Source organism: Cellulophaga sp. 3_MG-2023, from assembly GCF_030546975.1.
Classification (GTDB): domain Bacteria; phylum Bacteroidota; class Bacteroidia; order Flavobacteriales; family Flavobacteriaceae; genus Cellulophaga.
In genome coordinates this window covers 995,827-1,017,324 of sequence record NZ_JAUOPS010000001.1, presented here as the reverse complement: position 1 = coordinate 1,017,324, position 21,498 = coordinate 995,827, and the positions used below count along the sequence as shown (strand labels likewise).

General features: G+C 31.3%; 19 protein-coding genes. 8 read left to right on the top strand and 11 right to left on the bottom strand.

Translation table 11 applies throughout. The features are described from left to right. Nucleotides 1-81 precede the first annotated feature (81 nt). Together Q4487_RS04300 and Q4487_RS04295 are read left to right on the top strand one after the other, a co-directional pair. A complete protein-coding gene (locus tag Q4487_RS04300) occupies nt 82-1,665 on the top strand; it encodes a sensor histidine kinase KdpD (protein ID WP_100895650.1) in 1,584 nt (527 codons plus the stop codon). A 5-nt stretch (nt 1,666-1,670) separates the two neighbouring features. Continuing rightward, the gene (locus Q4487_RS04295; protein ID WP_100895651.1) at nt 1,671-2,387 is read left to right on the top strand and encodes a response regulator transcription factor; all 717 of its coding nucleotides are present in this window, start codon (nt 1,671-1,673) and stop codon (nt 2,385-2,387) included. Between the two features lie 58 nt (nt 2,388-2,445). Here Q4487_RS04295 and miaA read toward each other — a convergent pair whose 3' ends face one another. The 7 genes from miaA to Q4487_RS04260 are packed head-to-tail and all read right to left on the bottom strand — an operon-like array spanning nt 2,446 to nt 9,400. Further along, on the bottom strand, nt 2,446-3,357 hold the full coding sequence (gene miaA, locus Q4487_RS04290; protein ID WP_303541457.1) for a tRNA (adenosine(37)-N6)-dimethylallyltransferase MiaA: 912 nt from the start codon (nt 3,355-3,357) through the stop codon (nt 2,446-2,448). After that, nucleotides 3,357-4,220: an ion transporter gene (locus Q4487_RS04285; RefSeq protein ID WP_303541459.1), complete on the bottom strand. Its 864-nt coding sequence runs from the start codon at nt 4,218-4,220 to the stop codon at nt 3,357-3,359. The genes miaA and Q4487_RS04285 overlap by 1 nt, the downstream gene beginning before the upstream one ends. Before the next feature lie 3 nt (nt 4,221-4,223). Further along, nucleotides 4,224-5,588, bottom strand: a complete 1,365-nt coding sequence (locus Q4487_RS04280) for an exonuclease domain-containing protein (RefSeq protein ID WP_303541461.1) — start codon at nt 5,586-5,588, stop codon at nt 4,224-4,226. A 22-nt stretch (nt 5,589-5,610) separates the two neighbouring features. Then, a complete protein-coding gene (locus tag Q4487_RS04275; RefSeq protein WP_303541462.1) occupies nt 5,611-6,279 on the bottom strand; it encodes a YggS family pyridoxal phosphate-dependent enzyme in 669 nt (222 codons plus the stop codon). A 15-nt stretch (nt 6,280-6,294) separates the two neighbouring features. Next, nucleotides 6,295-7,533, bottom strand: a complete 1,239-nt coding sequence (locus tag Q4487_RS04270) for a DUF1015 domain-containing protein (protein ID WP_100895655.1) — start codon at nt 7,531-7,533, stop codon at nt 6,295-6,297. 6 nt (nt 7,534-7,539) lie between these two features. Further along, nucleotides 7,540-8,430, bottom strand: coding sequence for a 3-hydroxybutyryl-CoA dehydrogenase (locus tag Q4487_RS04265; protein WP_303541464.1), 891 nt, complete (start codon nt 8,428-8,430; stop codon nt 7,540-7,542). 10 nt (nt 8,431-8,440) lie between these two features. After that, nucleotides 8,441-9,400 carry a Gfo/Idh/MocA family protein gene (locus Q4487_RS04260; protein ID WP_303541466.1) on the bottom strand — a complete coding sequence of 320 codons (960 nt, stop codon included), beginning with the start codon at nt 9,398-9,400 and terminating at the stop codon, nt 8,441-8,443. 185 nt (nt 9,401-9,585) lie between these two features. Here Q4487_RS04260 and Q4487_RS04255 point away from each other — a divergent pair, with 185 nt between their 5' ends. Beyond that, a complete protein-coding gene (locus tag Q4487_RS04255; protein WP_303541468.1) occupies nt 9,586-11,661 on the top strand; it encodes a DPP IV N-terminal domain-containing protein in 2,076 nt (691 codons plus the stop codon). A 129-nt stretch (nt 11,662-11,790) separates the two neighbouring features. Here the strand turns inward: Q4487_RS04255 and Q4487_RS04250 are convergent, their stop codons facing one another. Beyond that, nucleotides 11,791-12,204, bottom strand: coding sequence for a DUF6691 family protein (locus Q4487_RS04250; RefSeq protein ID WP_303541470.1), 414 nt, complete (start codon nt 12,202-12,204; stop codon nt 11,791-11,793). A gap of 4 nt (nt 12,205-12,208) precedes the next feature. After that, complete coding sequence (locus tag Q4487_RS04245; RefSeq protein ID WP_100895659.1) at nt 12,209-12,766, bottom strand: YeeE/YedE family protein; 558 nt, start codon at nt 12,764-12,766, stop codon at nt 12,209-12,211. A 145-nt stretch (nt 12,767-12,911) separates the two neighbouring features. Here Q4487_RS04245 and Q4487_RS04240 point away from each other — a divergent pair, with 145 nt between their 5' ends. Further along, nucleotides 12,912-13,910, top strand: coding sequence for a metal-dependent hydrolase (locus Q4487_RS04240; protein ID WP_303541473.1), 999 nt, complete (start codon nt 12,912-12,914; stop codon nt 13,908-13,910). Nucleotides 13,911-13,968: 58 nt separating this feature from the next. On the opposite strand, the gene Q4487_RS04235 is transcribed toward Q4487_RS04240, so the two are convergent. Together Q4487_RS04235 and Q4487_RS04230 are read right to left on the bottom strand one after the other, a co-directional pair. Continuing rightward, nucleotides 13,969-15,375: a rhodanese-like domain-containing protein gene (locus Q4487_RS04235; RefSeq protein WP_303541475.1), complete on the bottom strand. Its 1,407-nt coding sequence runs from the start codon at nt 15,373-15,375 to the stop codon at nt 13,969-13,971. Nucleotides 15,376-15,447: 72 nt separating this feature from the next. Then, a complete protein-coding gene (locus Q4487_RS04230; RefSeq protein ID WP_303541476.1) occupies nt 15,448-16,083 on the bottom strand; it encodes a Crp/Fnr family transcriptional regulator in 636 nt (211 codons plus the stop codon). Nucleotides 16,084-16,282: 199 nt separating this feature from the next. Here Q4487_RS04230 and Q4487_RS04225 point away from each other — a divergent pair, with 199 nt between their 5' ends. The 4 genes from Q4487_RS04225 to Q4487_RS04210 all read left to right on the top strand — a co-directional run bounded on the left by Q4487_RS04225 (nt 16,283) and on the right by Q4487_RS04210 (nt 21,476). After that, nucleotides 16,283-18,706 carry a TonB-dependent receptor gene (locus Q4487_RS04225; RefSeq protein WP_303541477.1) on the top strand — a complete coding sequence of 808 codons (2,424 nt, stop codon included), beginning with the start codon at nt 16,283-16,285 and terminating at the stop codon, nt 18,704-18,706. 86 nt (nt 18,707-18,792) lie between these two features. After that, nucleotides 18,793-19,119: a hypothetical protein gene (locus Q4487_RS04220; protein ID WP_303541478.1), complete on the top strand. Its 327-nt coding sequence runs from the start codon at nt 18,793-18,795 to the stop codon at nt 19,117-19,119. Between the two features lie 3 nt (nt 19,120-19,122). Then, nucleotides 19,123-19,425: a hypothetical protein gene (locus Q4487_RS04215; protein WP_303541479.1), complete on the top strand. Its 303-nt coding sequence runs from the start codon at nt 19,123-19,125 to the stop codon at nt 19,423-19,425. Further along, entirely contained in the window at nt 19,425-21,476 is a 2,052-nt protein-coding gene (locus Q4487_RS04210) for a PepSY domain-containing protein (protein ID WP_303541480.1), read from the top strand. The genes Q4487_RS04215 and Q4487_RS04210 overlap by 1 nt, the downstream gene beginning before the upstream one ends. Nucleotides 21,477-21,498: the final 22 nt, after the last annotated feature.

Here is a 21,498-nt window from a genome sequence, read left to right as displayed (position 1 = left end):
AATCGTTAAAGTTTAACTATTAGTGTTAAGGTTAGGTTAAACAGGAGAGACTATATATGTTAAAATCTTAATTTTGTCCAAATGAACAAGAAGTTATTGGTTGTACTTATTGTGTTAATGACCTTGTCTTTGCTAGGAATAATATTTGTTCAGGCGTATTGGATTAAAAAATCTATAGAGGACAAAGAAGAGCAATTTTATCAGACAGTATCTCAGGTACTAGATAATGTAGCAAGCAAAATAGAAACAAGAGAAATAAATGAGTATGGAGATAAGTTTATAGCGCTAAAAGATAGTGTTGGTAAGCCATCAGAATACCAAATTAGAGATATTTTTTATAGAGAGGTAGATGAAGACTCTAGAGAAGTAACTATTTATAATCACGGAATATTAAAAGAGAATTACAATGTTCCACCTTCGTTCTTTGACAATGATCTTTTAAGTGATAGTACAACAACTATTACTAGTTATACAAGCAAAACTGTAGAAACTGTTTTAAAAGAAAATTTTGGTATGGATGGTAAAGGTTACAGCTTTACACCCATAAAAAAAATAACAAAATTTGGAGATATTTCTAGGTTTGAAAAATTACAGTTTGAGGAATCTTTTAGAGATGAGGCAAACAGAAGGCCAATGTATAAAAGGGTTTCTAAAAAAGAGATTAGAACAGCTTTAGAAAAAGAATTTAAAAATAGAAAAATTGATATTGATTTTGAGTATGGTATTTATAGCAAAGGCCTACCAACATCTGTAAAATCTAGAAAATTTAAATTTGACCCAGAAACAATAAATAGAACACCAATTTTTAGGGATAGCGAAGGGAAAACAGATTTTTCGTTGCTAGTTTCTTTTCCCGATAAAAAGGAATACTTAATTGGTTCTATTTTAGGAATGGCATTAATTACATTTTTATTTACCACTATTATACTAATAACGTATGTAGGTGCTATTTATCAATTAATTAGACAAAAGAAAATATCTGAAATAAAAACAGACTTTATTAATAATATGACGCACGAGTTTAAAACCCCAATTGCTACTATAAATTTAGCAGTAGAGGCCATTAAAAACCCTGCAACCATAGGAGATAAAGAAAAAGTTGGTCGTTACTTACAAATGATAAGAGACGAAAATAAAAGAATGCACGCACAAGTAGAGAATGTGTTGCGTATATCTAAATTGGAGAAGAATCAATTAGATATTAGTAAGGAAAGAGTAGATGTACACGACATAATTGAAGATGCTATTACACACGTAGAGTTAATAGTAGATGATAGAGGTGGTTATATTAATACACACCTAAATGCTAAGCGTACAGATGTTTTGGCTAATGAAATGCACTTTACCAACGTGTTGGTAAATGTTATGGATAATGCTATTAAATACTCTCCCGAAGCACCAAAAATTGATGTGTATACAGAGAGTACTAAAAATAGTATTGTTATAAAAATTAAAGATCAAGGGTCTGGAATGAGTAAAGCTGTTCTGAAAAAAGTTTTTGAAAAATTTTACAGAGAGCACACAGGAGATATACATAATGTAAAAGGGCACGGTTTAGGACTGGCCTACGTAAAAAAAATAATAGATGATCACCAAGGTGAAGTTTATGCAGAAAGCGAAAAAGGAAAAGGAAGCACTTTCTACATTAAATTACCTATAATTTAAGAGATATGGAAACAGTAAACAAGAAAATACTTTTGGTAGAGGACGATCCAAACTTTGGAATAGTTCTTAAAGATTATTTAGGAATGAATAATTTTGATGTAGTATTAGCTAAAAACGGAATGGAAGGTTTTGAAAAGTTCAAAAAAGACATTTATGATGTTTGTATTTTGGATGTGATGATGCCTTATAAAGATGGTTATACTTTAGCTAGAGAGATTAGAGAAAAGAATGAAAACGTGCCAATTGTTTTTCTTACTGCTAAAACAATGAAAGAAGATGTACTAAAAGGTTATAAAGCAGGTGCAGATGATTACTTAAATAAACCTTTTGATTCTGAAGTTCTTTTAATGAAGCTAAAAGCTATATTACAAAGAAAATCTTCTAATACTATGGCAGATAGTAAAAAGTTTGAGTTTACAATTGGTGATTTTAAATTGAACTCTAAACTTAGATTCTTAAAATTTAAAGAAGAAGAAGCTGTTAAATTATCTCCAAAAGAAAACGATCTTTTACGTTTGTTGGCTTTACACGAAAACGATTTAATGCCAAGAGAATTAGCATTAACTAAAATATGGAGAGATGATAACTATTTTACATCTAGAAGTATGGATGTTTATATAGCTAAGCTTAGAAAGTATTTAAAGAAAGATGAGAATGTAGAGATATTAAACATTCACGGTGAAGGTTTCCGTTTGGTAATTAAAACTGAAGAAGAGTCTTAAAATATTTTTATTATAAAATATATAAAACAAAAAACCATCCTATTTAAGGATGGTTTTTTTATGCCTGTAACTTTTCTTTAATAGTTGCTATTATGTTTTTAGGATCATCATTAAAATTTACCCAAAGTGTTTCTTTATTTTTTTTAAACCAAGTAAGTTGTCTTTTAGCAAATCTTCTGGTATTTTTTTTAATTTCAGATAACGCAAACTCTAGCGTCCAATTACCATTAAAAAACTGAAATAGCTCTCTGTAGCCAACAGTTTGTAGTGCGTTAAGGTTTTGGTGTTCTGTTAGTGCTTTGGCTTCGTTTAATAAGCCATTTTGCTCCATTAGATCCACTCTAGTATTAATTCTGTCATAAATAATTTCACGATCTGCCGTAATACCAATTGTAATTACATTAAATGGTCTTTTAGGTTTTTCCTGATTTAAAAAAGTAGAGTAGGGCTTCCCAGATCCAATACAAACCTCTAAAGCACGTATTAATCTATGCGGATTGTCTTTATCTACTTTGTTGTAATATTCAGGGTCTAAATCTTCTAGTTTTTGCTGTAAGGCAGTAACACCTTCTTCTTCAAATAAAGTATTTAAACCTGCTCTAACACTAGTGTCTACTTTAGGAAAACTATCTAAGCCTTTGATAACAGCGTCTACATACAAACCGCTACCGCCAACCAGTATTGCAATGTCTTTTTCTTTAAAAAGGAGATCTAATTTTTTAAGCGCTTCTTTTTCAAAATCGCCAACAGAATAAGATTCTAAAATACTTTTATGCTGAATAAAATGATGTGGTGCGGCAGCAAGTTCATCTTTATCAGGAACAGCAGTACCAATAGCCATTTCTTTAAAAAACTGACGAGAATCAGCAGATATTATTTCTGTATTAAAATGTTGTGCTAATGTAATTGCTAATTTTGTTTTTCCAATAGCGGTAGGGCCAACAACAGACAGTAGAGTTTTAGTATTCACTATGCTTCTTTTTCGTTTTCATCTTCATCTTCTTGGTTTAAATCGTAACCACATTTTCTACAAAAATCAGCATCAGATCGTTTAATTTCACAACTACAATTAGGACAAGATCTTCCTTCGTCCATAGTTTTATTTGTGTTTAAGTTTGATGCGTACTCGGCAGATACAATACCTGTGGGTACAGCAATAACTCCGTAACCAATAATCATAATTAAAGTGGCTAAAAACTGCCCAAGTGGTGTTTGCGGAGAAATATCACCATAACCAACAGTAGTTAATGTAACTATTGTCCAGTAGACACTATGTGGTATACTGTTAAATCCGTGGTCTGGACCTTCAATTAAATACATTAATGTACCTAATAGTACAGATATTATCAATACAAAAAATACAAAAACTGATATTTTGGTTCTACTTGCTCTTAATGCATTTATAAGTTTATTAGATTCACCAACAAAACGCACTAGCTTTAATATTCTAAAAACACGTAATAACCTTAGTGCTCTAAATGCTGTAAAATACTGCGATCCCATAAAAAAGAAAGCTAAATATTTAGGCACAGTAGATAAAAAATCTATAATACCAAAAAAGCTAAAAATATACTTTTTAGGTTTGTTTATAATAATAACGCGTAATATGTATTCTATAGAGAATAAGATAGTTACTACCCATTCTGATATGTTTAAAAACTCGTGATATTTGGTGTCAAACCTAGGAACACTCTCTAGCATTACAATAATAACGCTGTAAACAATAAGTACAAGTAATAAAATATCAAACAATTTACCAGCAGGTGTGTGCGTACCGTAAATTATTTCGTGTATTTTGGCTTTCCAGCGTTTAGATGGTTTTTCGTTTTTCAATGGTTAGTCTAGTTGTATTTGTTGTACTCTTTTACTTTTTCTTAGGTAAGCTAAAATAAGATGAATAGTATTTGGAGTGCTTTTCATCTCTGTAATAATAGACTCTAAGATATGAATATTATTTATTTGATGGTTTAAATTATAGTACCCGTAACCTTTAAACTCTCCGTCTTTTATTAAAATAGCAGAATATTCGCCTATTTCTCTTCCTTTATCTTTTATTAAAATATTTTTACCCACAAGGCTATATCTAGCAATTACTTCTTGTACTCTTAGGTTGTAAGATGTTGCGTCTTCTTTATTAATACAAGCACCATTGCAATTGCCATCTTCATAATTGCCGCAATTTGTTTTAGCCTCAGAAATTAGATTAACCTTATTACACAAAGTATATTCCTTAGATATTTTATGAAGAAAATTTTTAGCAGAAATAAAGCTACTAAAAGTTCCAATAGCATTTTCTGTTGTAGTTGTTTTTTCTATTTGAAGTGAAATGTAACCATTTTCGTTTTCTTTTTGAAAAATGCCGTAGTTAAACAAGTTTTTACGTAAACTACTATTGTATTTAGGTTTTACTCTACGTAATTCTTCGTTTTCTTTTAAGGTTGAAATTAGCTCGTTTCCTGTTTTTTCAAAAGTAACTTTACGTGTTTGCTTTTGTAACTTTTTAGCAACATTAGAAGTTCCTGTAAAGTGTTTGTTTACTTTTTTCTTAATGTCTGATGATCTACCTAAGAAAATTAAGTCGCCATCTTTGTCGTACATATAATAAACACCAGTATCATTGGGCAATTGTTCTACAAGATTTATTTGCCTGTCTGATAGTTCTCCCATAGAACCTTCTTTAATAACACTTTTTATGATGGTTTTATCTAAGTCTTTTGCAAGTAGCAATTTAAATAATTGCAATGTAGCTAGGGCGTCACCATTGGCTCTATGCCTATCACTTACAGGAATACCAAGAGAACGCACTAATTTACCTAAGCTATAAGATTCTTTATCTGGTATTAATTCTTTAGATAAATTAACGGTACAAAGCGTTTTACGTTCAAAGTTAAAACCTAAGCGTCTAAACTCAGTTCTAAGAATTCTATAATCAAACTGAGCATTGTGAGCTACAATAACTGCGTCTTCAGTAATTTCAACAATACGTTTGGCAACCTCGTAAAACTTAGGAGCGGTACGCAACATTTTATCGTTTATACCAGTAAGTTTTACAACAAATGGCTGTATTTCTTTTTCCGGATTTACTAAGCTAATAAATTTGTCTACAACCTTATGCCCATCAAACCTATGAATGGCAATCTCTGTTATTCCTTCTTCATTAAATTTACCACCAGTGGTTTCAATATCTAAGATTACGTACATCAAATTTGTTCTAGCCTGTTGTTTATGAATAATTTCTACTTCCAAAAATACTGCTGCCAATACGTACCATTGTACTTCCTTGGTCTATAGCAAGTTTATAATCGCCACTCATACCCATAGATAGTATTTTTACATCTAAGTTAGTAGATTTTATGCTTTGTAAAGAAGAGAATATTTCTTTTAACGTAGCAAACTCTTTTTTTACTTGGTTTTTATTATCTGTAAATGTTGCCATTCCCATAAGGCCAACAACGTTTATGTTTTCTAATGCTTTAAAAATGTCAGAATCTATAAGATTGTTTAATTCTTCTTTATCCAAACCAAATTTTGTGCTTTCTTCTGCAATATGCATTTGTAACAAACAGTTTATAACTCTGTTGTGTTTTTTTGCTTGTTTGTTTATTTCTTTTAGCAGTTTTAGGCTGTCTACACCGTGTACTAAAGAAACATATTCTGCCATATACTTTACCTTATTGGTTTGTACGTGGCCAATCATATGCCATTGTATATCTTTTGGCATAACCTCCCATTTTTGGGTCATTTCCTGAATTTTATTTTCACCAAAAATACGCTGACCAGCAGCATAGGCTTCTTCTAAATCAGAAACAGGTTTTGTTTTAGATACAGCTACAAGTGTAACCGTATCTGGTAATTCTTTTTTTATTGTTAATAAGGATTCTTTAATTGACATAATTTTAATTAAAAACTAAAATTCATAAATAGTAACGCCACTTCTTAATTTAGGCTCTATAAAAGTACTTTTAGGAGGCATTTGCAAGCCATCATCAGCAATACTTTTTAATTCTTGAATATTGGCAGGTAACATACCAAAGCCAACCCTAAATTTACCACTATCTATTTTATTAACTAAACTTACAATCTCTTTTTTACCACTTAAATAATCTATTCTGTCATTTTTACGTAAATCTGTAATCCCTAGAATAGGTTTTAAAATGGTATTGTAAAGTAGTTGTGCATCTAATTTATCTAAAGAGTTTTTAAATGTGTAAATAGATTTACGTAGGTGTAAAGAATAAAACTCGCCATCTAAATACATACTAAAGTGATGTTTTTTATTGGGCTTGTATGGTATTGCACCTCTATTTTCTATACGGTAAACAGCATCTAACTTTATTAAAAATTCTTCTTTGGTTAAACCATTAAGGTCTTTAACTAGTCTGTTAAATTCGTGTATTTTAAGCTCTGACTCAGGAATAAAATAACTCATAAAATAGTTATAGTTTTCTGTGCCATTATGTTCTTTATTTTGCTCTTTACAGTCTAAACAAAGTAATTCTGATGATGACGATCTGTGGTGCCCATCTGCAATATAAACTGTAGGTATATTTTTAAAAGCTTGTACAATAGCGTCTATATCTTCTTTTTCTGTAATAAGCCAAAGGTAATGTGTGTCTCTATATGTAGTTGTAAACTCGTACTCTGCACGTTCTTTTTGCTTATTACTCATAATGGTTGTAACCTCTTTATTATCTGGATAGGTAATAAGTACTGGTTCTGCATTAAAACCAACTGTTTTTAAATAATCTTTAAAAACAATCTCTTTACTAGTAATAGTGTCCTCGTGCTTTTTTATAACATTGTTTTGATAATCTTCTACGCTGGCGGCAGCAACAATACCATTAAACACTTGGTTGTCTCTGTCTACAACTTTATAAATGTAGAAAAACGGAGTAGAATCTTGTGTAAACACTCCGTCTTCTTTAAATTCTGAATATCTATTTTTTACCAATTGGTAACGTTCTACACCAGATATTTCTTTATCATATTTATAACCAGGGTTAACAATATGTAAAAAAGAATACGGATTATGGTCTAGCCGAGCCTCGCGCTGTGCTTGCGTATAACTTTGGTAAGAACGAGAAGCAACTAAACTAACCTTATCTCTGGTTGGACGTACTGCTTTAAATGGTTTTATATTAGCCAATAGATTTTATTTAGCAAACTGAGAAGCTACTTTCTCTGCTTTTCTAGATTCTGAATAATCGTAAAAACCTTCACCAGACTTTATACCTAATTTTTTTGCCATAACCATATTTACAAGTAGTGGGCAAGGTGCGTATTTAGGATTTTTAAATCCGTCGTACATCACATTTAAAATGCTTAAACAAACATCTAAACCAATAAAATCTGCTAATTGCAATGGCCCCATTGGGTGTGCCATACCTAGTTTCATTACGGTATCAATTTCATCTACACCAGCAACACCATTGTAAAGTGTTTCTATAGCCTCGTTAATCATAGGCATTAAAATTCTATTAGCAACAAAACCAGGGTAATCATTTACCTCTGTAGGTGTTTTTCCTAATTTAGTAGACAACTCCATAATAGTAGCAGTAACCTCATTAGATGTGTTATAACCTCTAATAATCTCTACCAATTTCATAATAGGTACAGGGTTCATAAAGTGCATACCAATTACTTGTTCTGGTCTGTTAGTAACAGCAGCAATTTGTGTAATAGAGATTGATGATGTATTTGTAGCCAAAATAGTTTTAGCATCACAAGTAGCATCCAAATCTTTAAAAATCTTTAATTTTAAGTCTACATTTTCAGTAGCAGCTTCTACTACTAAATCTACACCTTTAACACCATCTGCAAGTACAGTATGTAGTGTAATGTTAGCTAGAGTATTATTTTTATCTGCTTCAGATATTTTTTCCTTAGCAACCATTCTATCTAAATTTTTAGTAATGGTAGCTAAACCTTTATCTAAAGATGCTTGTGCAATATCTATTAAGTTAACCTTATAATTATTTTGTGCAAAAACGTGGGCAATACCATTACCCATTGTACCTGCTCCTATAACTGCTATATTTTTCATTTTATGTATATTAAAAAGATTCTATAATTTGTAAAGCTACTCGTAATGCGTTTGTTCCTTGTTCTAAAGTTACAATAGGAGTAGTGTTATTGTTTATGGCGTCTGCAAAAGTTTCAAGCTCATCTAAAATAGCGTTGTTACCTGCAACTTCTGGGTTTTCAAAATAAATTTGTTTTTTCTCTCCTTCAGCATTTTGTAAAATCATATCAAAATCACCTGCTTGTTCTGGCGCATCTTTCATTTTTACAACTTCAACTTTTTTCTCCAAAAAGTCTACAGAAATATAGGCATCTTGCTGAAAAAATCTTGATTTACGCATATTTTTTAAAGAAATTCTACTTGCGGTTAGGTTAGCAACACAACCATTTTCAAACTCTATACGTGCATTTGCAATGTCTGGAGACTTACTAATTACAGACACGCCACTAGCATTAATAATTTTAACCTTAGAATTAACTACACTTAATATAGCATCTATATCATGTATCATTAAATCTAAAACCACCGGCACATCTGTACCACGAGGGTTAAATTCTGCTAATCTGTGTGTTTCTATAAACATTGGGTTTACAATGCTGTCTTTTACAGAAGAAAAAGCTGGGTTAAAACGCTCTACGTGTCCTACTTGCCCTTTTACATTGTATTTGTTTTTAAGTTCTATAAGTTCTTCGGCCTCTGCCAAAGTATTTGTAATTGGTTTTTCAATAAAAATATGCTTACCTTTTTCAATAGCTTTTTTTGCACATTCAAAATGAGAAAGGGTAGGTGTTACAATGTCTAAAACATCTACGGCATCCATTAGTTTATTTATGTTATCGTAATATGTATAACCAAATTCGGCTTCTACTTTTTTACCGTTTATAACATCTGGATCATAAAATCCAACTAAAGAATATTTTTCTGATTCGTTAAGCAAGCGCAAATGGATTTTCCCCAAATGACCTGCTCCCAAAACTCCAACATTAAGCATAAAAATCAATTTTCAACAAAAATAAGGATAATGTTTGTTCTATGGTTTATTGTATTTTAAAAGTTTACTTAGATAGAATTAAAAAAATGATATAAAAGCACCGCTAAACACAACTTATTTTATGTAATAGTTACAAATTAGTTTAATAATTGTAAATTTAGCAACCAAATTAAATACTCAAAAGAATGAAATTGAACACTTTTAAAACTGCATTTTTTGCAGCATTGTCTCTAGGTACAATTACAGCCGTGTCTGCACAAGATAAGCTAAAAAAAATGCCTGGTTATGAGCAATATGTAAAAGTTGCTCCGCAAATTAGAAGAGCTGTAAATACGTCTCCAACTTACGTTAAATGGAATGATGCAGGAACTACTTTTCAATATATAAAAGACGGAGAAGCTAAAGAGTTTACTATTGGTAAAGGTGAAGCAACTGCTACAACTAAATTAAAAGACGATAGATACGCTAAATGGGCTAACAGGCCAGCTCGTGGTAGACAATATGCATCTGCAGAGTCGCCAAACGGTAAATACAAAGCTTTTACTAAAGATAGAAATATGTTTTTTAGTAATGCTGATGGCTCTAATGTTGTTGCTATAACTACAGAAGGGAATGATGAAAACCAATTAAAGTTTGGTATTGCTACTTGGGTTTATGGTGAAGAATTAAGTCAAAACACAGCAATGTGGTGGTCTCCAGATAGTAAAAAGGTTGCTTTTTATAAGTTTGATGAAAAAGAATCTAAAAAATACTATGTTTTATATGATCAAACACAAATACAAGACTCAGTAGAAATTGAAGCATACCCTAAAGTTGGAGCTAAAAATTTACCTGTAGATTTAATGGTGTATGATTTAGAAACTAAAAAAGTACAACAATTAGATCTTAGAGATGGTAAACCTTATAATGACGGTGATTTAGGTACTTATATTTATGACGTTAGCTGGACACCAGATGGTAAGGAGTTATTGTACCACAGCACAAACCGTAAGCAAAATATAATGGAACTTAGAGCTGCAAATCCTAATACAGGAGCTTCTAGAACCGTAATTAGAGAAGAATGGTTGCCTAGTTACACAGAAAATAGTCCGGAAATGCACGTTTTAAAAAACGGAAAGCAATTTATTTGGGCATCAGAAAGGTCTGGTTTTAACAATTATTATTTATACGATTTTAGTGGTAAACTAGTTAAACAATTAACCAAACATAATTTTGAGGTAGACGGTATTGTAAGTGTAGATGAAGCTAAAAAAGTGATGTACTACACAGCGCGTAGTGGAGAAAACCATATGAAAATACAGTTGCATAGTGTAAAACTAACCGGTTCTGGAGATAAGAGATTAACAGACCCGGCTTTTAATCATTCTGTATTTTTAGCACCAAATAATAAGTACTTTGTAGATGTTGCACAAACTCATAATACTGCACCAGTTACTACTTTAAGAACTATTAAAGGTAAAAAAGTTGCTGTAGTTGGTACGTCAGATATATCAGAATTTAAAAAGTTAGGTTTAAAAACTGTAGAAGCATTTACGTTTACTTCTGCAGATGGTAAAACAGAACTACACGGGTTTTTACATTTTCCTTCTAATTTTGATCCTAATAAAAAATATCCACTTCTTTTAAGTAACTACGGTGGTCCTGCAACTAACGAGTTTACAGAGCGTTTTACAACACCAAACCCATTAACAGAATTTGGTTTTTTAGTAGCAGAGGTAGATGGTAGAAACGTAAAAGGTAGAGGTAAAAGATTGTTAGATAATTTATACCAAAACTTAGGTTTTACAGAAATGGATGATTTTGCAGCAGGTATAAAATCTTTATATAACAGACCTTATTTTAATAAAAATAAAGTTGGTGTTTATGGTACATCATACGGTGGTACTACATCTGCAACTTTATTATTGCGTTACCCAGAGGTTTTCCATGCAGCTGTTGCAAACTCTGCAGTAACAGATTGGCGTAATTATGATAACGTGTATACAGAGCGTTATATGGGCCTATTAGAAGAAAATAAAAAAGGGTATGAGGCAAGTAGTTTAATTACTATGGCTAAAGATTTACAAGGTGAGTTAATGATTTTCTTTGGTACTAGTGATAACAATGTACACCCAGCAAACTCTTTACAATTTATAAAAGCATTGCAAGATGCAGGTAAAAGTTTTGAAGTACAAATTGGTCCGGATAAAGGACACACAGCAATGGATACCAGTAGAATGATGGAATTTTTTATAGAGCATTTAGTTTTAGATAAAGAATAATTATTGTTCTAAATTTAAAGTAAAAACAAAAAAGGCTTCATTTAATTATGAAGCCTTTTTTTATTGTATGATGTAATTTTAGCGTGATGTTTTACTTATAAAACATTAAACTAAAGATTTTAAATAAATTTAGTGTGGTAATTTATCTCTAAGAATACCATATAAAAATGTTCCTAAGATTGAAAAAGCAATTACAATTAAAATAGGAGCAAAACCTGCGCCTACTAAAGTAAACATAGGTCCAGGACAAGCACCTGCTAATGCCCAACCTAAACCAAAAATAATACCACCAAAAAGATACCTGCTAATACTTTTGTTTTTAGGAATAAACTTTATTTCTTCTCCGTGAATAGATTTTAATTTATAGCGTTTAATAAGTTGTGTAATAATAATACCTAGTCCAACAGCAGAGCCTATAATACCGTACATATGAAAAGACTGTAGTTGAAACATCTCATAAATACGAAACCAAGATGCGGCCTCAGACTTAAACATAGTAATACCAAATAAAATGCCGATAAGTAAATATAAAAGGGTTCTCATAGTCTTAAAAAATTAAAGGATATAATACGTGAATCATAAATAAACCACCAATAAAAAAGCCAATAACAGCTATTAAAGATGGTAACTGTAAGTTACTTAAGCCAGATATTGCGTGGCCAGATGTGCAGCCACCTGCATACCTAGTTCCAAAACCTACTAAAAGTCCACCTATGGCTAATATTATAATACTTTTTATATCTGTTAAGGCATCTAAACTATAAAGTTCTGTTGGTAAGTAAGCATTACCAGCACTAGAAAAGCCAAGTTCTTGTAAATTTTTTATGGTCTCTGGATTTATGTCTACGGCAGTAGTTTCTGTTAAAAAATTAGCACCAATATAGCCTCCAATGATGGCTCCAATCATCACAATCAAATTCCATCTTTGGTTTTTCCAATCAAACTTAAAAAAGTCCGACTTTTTATCTGCTCCGCAAATGGTACACAGTGTTCTAAGATTACTAGACATACCAAAGTTTTTACCAACAAAGAGTAATAAAAATAATACTAAGGCTATTAAGGGGCCAGACACATACCACGGCCAAGGTTGAAAAATTGAATCCATTTTTGCTAATAAAATAGTTATAATATTTACAAAGTAACTTTATTTTATTGAGACGGTAAGTAACTTATGTTACTAAGCACAGTAATTTAATGTTTTAGACATTTTTAAACTTAATAGTTTAGTTTTGTGACACTATAATTTATATATGGATTCTTTAACGCAAATAGTATTAGGAGCAGCAGTAGGTGAAGCTGTTTTAGGAAAAAAAATAGGAAACAAAGCAATGCTTTATGGTGCTATTGCAGGTACAATACCAGATTTAGATACTTTTGCATCTTTTTATACAGATACTGTTACAGGCTTAGAACTACATCGTGGTTTTACACATTCGGTGTTATTTTCAGTTTTATTTGCGCCAATTTTTGCGTGGTTGGTTACTAGGTTTGAAAAGTACAAGGATTTTAAAGGTTGGTGTTGGCTTTTCTTTTTAGCATTTGTAACGCACCCAATATTAGATGCACATACAACGTGGGGTACACAGTTGTTTTGGCCTTTAGAAAACCGATTGGCATTTAAAACTATTTTTGTTGTAGACCCCTTGTATACAATACCATTTTTAGTGTTTCTTATTTTAACAATGTTTCAAAAGAAAACAGATCCTAAACGTAGAAAATACAATAACTTGGGTTTAATAATAAGTAGTAGTTATTTGGCTTTAACTTTTGCTTTAAAAGGTGCTGCTTTTTATCAATTTAAAAAACAATTAGAAGAACAAAATATAGCTTATACAGAAATTGAAACAAAACCATCTCCCTTAAATACAATTTTATGGACTGCCAATGTAGAGACTAAAAATGCTTATTATATTGGACATTATTCTTTTTTTGATACAAAGCCAATCAAATTTTCAAAATACACTAAAAACCATCATTTATTAGGTGATTTACTTAACAATACTAAAGTACAAAGGATGATTGCTATTAGTAAAGGTTGGTATACCGTAGATATTTATAACGATAACTTGTATTTTAATGATTTGCGTTTTGGAACATTAAGTATGAATTATAAGGCACACGATTTTGTTTTTAGCTACAAAATAAACACTTATGAGAATGGGACTATTGTTTTTGAAGAAAAGCCAAAAAATAGAGCTCAGGCTAAAAAGCTATTAGCAGATTTGTGGCAACGTATTAAAGGTAATTAATTAAAAAAGAAAAATGCTAAAGCAATAAAATTAATAGAGCCTTAGCATTTTTTATTTTTTACAATGTAGATGGGCAAACATAGTTGCTTACAGGTATTTTAATATCTTTTATAGCATTAAAACCTCCGTTTACATTAATTAAATTATGTATGCCTCTGCTTTTTAAGATAGATGCAGCAACCATACTTCTGTAACCACTAGCACAGTGAATATAAAAGTTTTCATTAGAAGGAAAATCTTTTATATACTTATTTATAAAATCTAAAGGAGTATTAATAGCTCCAATCATATGTTCAGAAAGGTACTCACTCTCTTTTCTAACATCATAAACTTTGGTACTACTATCTAATTCATTACTTAAATTAGACGCAGTTGTAGTATTCACAGTATCATACTCTTTAGCGGCTTTTTTCCAAGCATTAAATCCGCCTTTTAAATACCCTAAAGTATTGTCAAATCCAACTCTAGATAATCTTATAACTGTTTCTTCTTCCTTACCTTCTGGAGTAACCAAAATTATAGGTTGTTCTACATCTGCAATTAATGCGCCAACCCAAGGAGCAAAACTACCATCTAAACCAATAAAAATAGATCTAGGAATGTGCCCTTTTGCAAAATCGTCTTGGTGTCTAACATCTAAAATAATAGCTCCTGTTCTGTTAGCTAAAGCTTCAAGCATATCTGGGTCTAATGCTATTGTACCTCTTTTTATAATATCGGCAATATCATCATATCCTTCTTTATTCATTTTTACATTTAACGGAAAGTAACTAGGAGGCGGTAATAAGCCATCTGTAACCTCTTTAATAAACTCAGCTTTAGTCATATTAGCACGTAAAGCATAGTTCGTATTTTTTTGGTTACCAAGCGTATCAACAGTGTCTTTACTTAGGTTTTTTCCGCAAGCAGAACCAGCTCCGTGTGCGGGGTATACTAAAACAGTATCTGCTAAAGGCATAATTTTATTACGTAAACTATCAAACAAAAAGCCAGCTAAATCTTCTTCTGTAATTTCACCTGCTTTTTGCGCTAAATCTGGCCTACCTACATCACCTAAAAATAAGGTGTCTCCACTAAAAATAGCGTGGTCGTTTCCGTTTTCATCTTTTAAAAGATAGGTAGTACTTTCCATTGTATGACCAGGCGTATGTAAGGCAATTATTGTAACATTACCAATTTTAAATTCCTGATTGTCTTTAGCTATAATAGCATCAAAAGACGGATCTGCCATAGGTCCATATACAATAGGAGCTCCAGTTTTTTGAGCTAATGTAACGTGTCCGCTAACAAAATCTGCGTGAAAATGAGTTTCAAAAATATATTTAATTGTAGCGTTATTTTCTTCAGCTCTTGTAGTGTAAGGAGACGTTTCTCTTAAAGGATCTATAATAGCAGCCTCGCCATTACTTTCTATGTAGTATGCGCCTTGAGATAGGCAACCTGTATATATTTGTTCAATAATCATAACTATGTAGTTTTAAATTTGGACTACAAACTTATGAGTTATTAATATGTGTTACAGTAACTTATGTTACACTTAACTTAGATTTATGATTTTAAGGCTATTTCTATGTAATTCTATTTTACCAAGTTTCTCTAATTTTTTTAATAGTCTAGATATAACTACTCTAGAGCTATGAAGATCATAAGCAATTTCTTGATGCGTTTTGTTTATTGTAATACTTTTGGTTACACGAGACATTTCTTTTAAGTAATTTAAAAGTCGTTGATCCATATTTAAAAAAGCAACACTATCTACTGTTTGTAGGAGCTCGTTAATACGATTGTGATAGCTTTCAAAAACAAAATCTCTCCAAGATTTATATTTGCTGGTCCATATTTCCATTTTCTCTATAGGAACCATAATTAACTTAGCGTTAGTCTCTGCTATAGCTCTAATTTCACTTTTTTTATGTCCCATACAACAAGCCATTGTCATTGTGCAAGTTTCTCCTTTTTCTAAATAGTAGAGTAGTAGTTCATCACCATCTTTATCTTCTCTAAGTATTTTTATGGCACCAGAAACTAGCAAAGGCATAGATTTTACATAGTCTCCTATTTCTATCATTTTAAAACCCTCAGGAACTTCTTTATAGGTTGCAACTTCAAGAATTTCTTGTAATAATTCTTTTTCAAATAAATTACCGTAGCTGTTTTTTAGTTCCTCTATCATAGTATGTCAAATTTAATAAATAGTGAGTAAGACAACTGTTAAAAGTCCATATTTCTGTTTTTTTTATGTAGTTGTGAAAGTAATACATAGTATGATTTTAAGTTTATTTAGAATAAATAAAAATAATGTTTGGTTCGTATTGTTTCCTGTAATATGTTTGCATTATAAATATTATTTTAAATAAATCTAAATAAGAATAATGAAAAATTTAATTACGTTAGCATTTTTATTTGTGGCATTATTTGTTGCAAATGCACAAGAAAGTAAGCTAACAGGAAAAGTTACAGATGTAGAAAATAACCCGTTAATGGGTGTAAACGTTTCTTTAGTAGGTACAGGTTTAGGAGCACAAACAAATTATGATGGAGCTTTTAGTATATCAAATTTGGAAGCAGGTAGTTATACAGTTTTAGTTTCTTATATTGGGTTTAAAACTAAAGAGGTAATAGTAACTATTACCACAGGAGTGGAAAACACTTTAGATACAGTACAACTTTATGAGGGTAATGAAATTTTAAAAGAAGTAGTAGTTAATGGTGAGCGAAGAAATAAGTTCTCTAGAAAAGAAACTGCGTATGTAGCAAAATTACCTTTAAAAGATTTAGAAAACACTCAGGTTTACAATACAATCACATCAGATTTATTAGTGTCTCAAATAACAACAAAGTTTGATGATGCCTTAAAAAATGCAGTTGGTGTAGATAAATTATGGAGTTCTACAGGACGTGGTGGTGATGGATCTGGGTACTATAGTATTCGTGGGTTTAGTGTGCAACCGCAGTTGGTTAATGGTATGCCAGGTTTAACAAATGGTACTATAAATGCAGCAAATATAGAGCGTATAGAAGTTATAAAGGGACCATCTGCTACATTATTTGGTAGCTCTGTAACTTCTTACGGTGGCTTAATTAATACAGTTACAAAAAAGCCTTACAAAGGATACGGAGGTCAAATTTCTTTAACAGCAGGTTCTTATGGATTGTCTGTTATATCTGGTGATTTTAATACAGCGTTAGATAAAAATAATGACATCTATTTTAGATTAAATACAGCATACCATACAGAAGATAGTTTCCAAGATGCTGGTTTTCAAAAATCGTTTTTTGTAGCACCCTCTTTATCTTATCGTGTAAATAACAAATTATCTTTTTCTGTTTACGCAGAGATTACTGAGTCTGAACAAACAAATGCAACATCATTGTTTTTAAATAGAGCAGCAGTATCTGCATCTTCAAGCATTTCAGAGTTGGGGTATAATAATAAATTATCATACACCTCTAATGATTTGTCTATAGAGAATCCTACATCTAATTACAGGGTAGAAATGGATTATAAGTTATCTGATGCTTGGAAATCGCAAACCATATTATCTAAAAGTAATACATCTTCAAAAGGATATTACTCTTATTTATATGAGTACGGAACATTAGATCCTAATACATTCTCTAGAATGATAAATAAAGAGAATAGCACAACTAATACAACAGACATACAACAAAATTTTATAGGAGATTTTAAAATAGGAACTTTACGTAATAGAGTAGTAGCTGGTTTAGATTATTACCAAGCAACAAACATAAACCAAAGTTCTGGTTACTCTTTTTATGGTAACGTATTACCAAACGGAGATACAAACGGAGATAACCCTTTTACACCAGAAGTAGAAACTGATGCTTACCCGCTAACAGAGGCAGGAGTATTGTCTGTATTGGCATCACAAACAGCTAACAATATAAAATCAGAAACTAGTACCTACAGTGCTTATGTATCTAATGTTTTAAATATTACGCCAGCTTTATCTGCAATGGCAAGTTTACGTGTAGATAGGTTTGATAATGAAGGTGATGTAACTACAGATGCAGATGACTATGCGCAAACGGCATTTTCACCTAAGTTTGGTGTTTTATACCAACCAATTTTAGATAAGTTATCTGTTTTTGCAAATTATCAAAACGGATTTACAAACATTGCGCCTAGCTTAGTTGGTGATCCTGCAGATGGACCACAAACCCTTAAATCTTTTGATCCAGAGCAAGCAAACCAAGTAGAATTTGGTTTTAAAACAAACTTATTTAATGGCAAATTAAATGCAACGGTTAGTTATTATGATATTACAGTGTCTGATAAAGTAATGACAGACCCAACATCTGCATTTAATAAAATACAAGATGGTGAAGTAGAAAGTAAAGGTTTAGAGATAGAAATTAATGCAAACCCTATTAACGGATTAAATATTAAAGCTGGTTTTAGTAATAATGATAGTGAAATTACAAAGACCGATAATGCTATTTTAGCAGGTACACGCCCTGTAGAAGCAGGAGCAGAAACATTATACAACCTTTGGGCAAATTATGAGTTTCAGGTTGGTAGTTTAGAAGGTTTTGGAGTAGGTTTTGGTTTAAACGGTGCTAGTGAAAGTTCTATAATTAACTATGGCCCTGGCGGAACTTTTGATTTGCCAAGCTATACAATTTACAATTCTTCTGTTTTTTACCAAGCAGATAAATATAGAGTAGGGTTAAAGCTTAATAATATGTTTAATGAAAACTATTACAAAGGGTGGACAACCATTACGCCACAACAACCAAGAGCATTATTAGCAAACTTTACATATAAGTTTTAAAAATAGTTTAAGTTGGATTTTTTGCAGTAACATCTTAGTCTGGCTATGTACCAGGCTAGGATGTTTACATTAAACAGAATTAAAAAATGACCATATTAATTTTAGTAACCACCCTTGCTTGTTTGCTACATTATAGTACCTCTAAACGAGCCGTAATTACAAAACAGTTTAAACTATTATTTTGGTTACATAACAAACCCAAAAGTGTAAAAATAGCAGCAATTGTGCTTTTTTTATATAGTTTGTTTTTAGCTGTTTATGCATTTGGATTAGGAGCAGGGCTTATAATTTTTACAATTATTTTAATGCTAAGTTGGAGTTTAATTGTCCTGTTAGCTCCTTTAAAAATTGTAAACTACAAATTACTAACACTACTTTTTTTAGTAGCCTTTTTATTAGAAAAATCACTATAAATTATGCCAGCAAATTCTAAATATTTAACAACAAATCCTTGGCAACAGTTTGCTAAAATATCTGCAGGTATTGTAGGCGGTTATATTGTAGCATCATTAGTACATATAGCATTAGCGCTTTGGTTACCAGATCCAAAAGTAATTTTGGCAACATCTATTTATACCATATTTATAGTTTGGGGAGCATTAATGGTTGTTCCTTTTTTATTTAAAAACGGATGGTTGGTTTGGCTAGTGTATTTAGTACTAAGTCTACTGTTAGCTATTGCAATTTATCTAGGAAAACTTAATTCACCTTTAGTATAATGAGTAAACGTAATTACAATGTTTTTTTTCATACACATACCGTTAGCGGTATTGTAATTAGTGTAGCCTTATACATTATATTTTTTGCAGGAGCCTTTGCTCTTATAAAAGATGAAATTACTGCATGGGAAAAAGGAAATACAGCAGAAATTTTAGCACCAAAGGACATAGATTTTAATAGGCTTATTAAAAGTATAGAAGCAGAAGGGCATACACTTTACGGTAGAGATATACGTATAATACCACCAGATGCTAAAAAAGAAATTTATGTACAATTAACAGATTCACAAGACACCACAGTTGTTAATGTACCAGAAAAACCAACTTACTTTTATGCGGATCAAGAAACGTATAAAATAAGTGAGTATTACGCATTTTATAGTTTGGGAGAGCTATTATACAGGTTACATTTTTTTCATCAACTACCAACAATAGGTATTTACATAGCTGGTTTTGTAGCATTCTTTTTCTTGTTTGCAATTGTAACAGGTGTAATTGTACATTGGAAAAAAATGGTGTCTAATTTTTATGTTTTTAGACCTAAAACTAAGCTAAAAACTGTTTGGACAGATGCACACACGGCATTAGGCGTAATAGGTTTGCCTTTTCAGTTTGTATATGCAGTTACAAGTTGCTTTTTATGTATGTCTGTTTTTGTGTTGTTACCAGCTAATTATGTATATAATAATAACCAAGAAAAGTTATTAGAGGATATACGTCCAATGATGAAAACTTATCCGTTAGAAGGAAAAATGGATACTGTTTTAGATGTAAATTCTTTTATGGCTAAGGCCGATAAAAAATGGGAAAACTTTACAGCTCAGCAAATTTATATTAAGAATTACGGGGCAACTAATATGATGTTTCAGGTTGATGGTTTACTAGCTTCTAAAGAAAAGTTTTTAGGCAACGGAAGAGTTGTTTATAAAATGGCAACCAATACTATTGAATCTGAGAAAAACCCATATAAAAATAGCTATGTAGAAGATGTAGAGCTTAGCATACGTAAATTACACTTTGGAGATTTTGGAGGTATGTACTTAAAGGTAATATACTTTATACTAGCCTTAATAACCTGTTTTGTAATTATATCAGGTGTACTTATTTGGTTAGAGGCACGTAATAAAAAAAATATATCTGCAGCAAAGCAATTGTACAATAGGCGAGTAGGGCACGTGTATTTGGCCATATGTTTAAGTATGTTTCCTATAACAGCGTTATCATTTATAGCATCTAAACTAATACCAAGAGACTTAGATGCTAGCAGACAAACTATTTTATATGTAGTGTTTTTTGTAGGTTGGCTATTGTTAACCATTTATTTTAAAAGCAAAAGAGACAATTACATTACTAACAAATACAGCTTGTTATGGGGCAGTATTTTAGGGTTTTTAATACCAATAGTTAATGGTTTGGTATCTGGTAATTGGTTTTGGAAAACCTTTGCAAATAACCAATTAGATGTTTTTACAATAGATGCCTTTTGGCTGGTATTAGCATCAGTTGCTTTGGCTATATATTTTAAGTTAGAACGTAAAGTACCAAAGGTAAGTCACGCTAAACTACTAGCTGAATATCAAAAAACAGTTTTAGACCAAAGAAAAGAACAAGAAAACCAACAAGAAGTAGAAAAAGATCAATCTAAAAAAATAAAATTTATGAGAACAAAAATTTCAATATACTGGTTGCTAATTGTAGTAGGCTTTATACTGCACCACGTTTACGGTTTATTTGGTGTGTATTATAATGAGAGTTTAATGATAGAAGGTGCTACAGGAGATGTACCCGTAGAACACCACTTGTACCGCATATTTTTTGAAGGTATAGCAATGCTTTTTTGTATAGCAACTTTAGAAATATCTAAACAGTGGTTTAGACTAACCTCTATAATTTGGGCAATTTTATTAGGCATTTTTAATATATACCACTTTATAACAGCTATAGCTTATGAAGCTTCTAACATATCAGAAATATTAATACTAGCTTTAATGGGAGTTGTAAGTGTATTATTAGTAAAGACACTTTTACAATGGCGAAAAGAAATAGTCTAAAAAGCGTATAGTGAAACTAGAA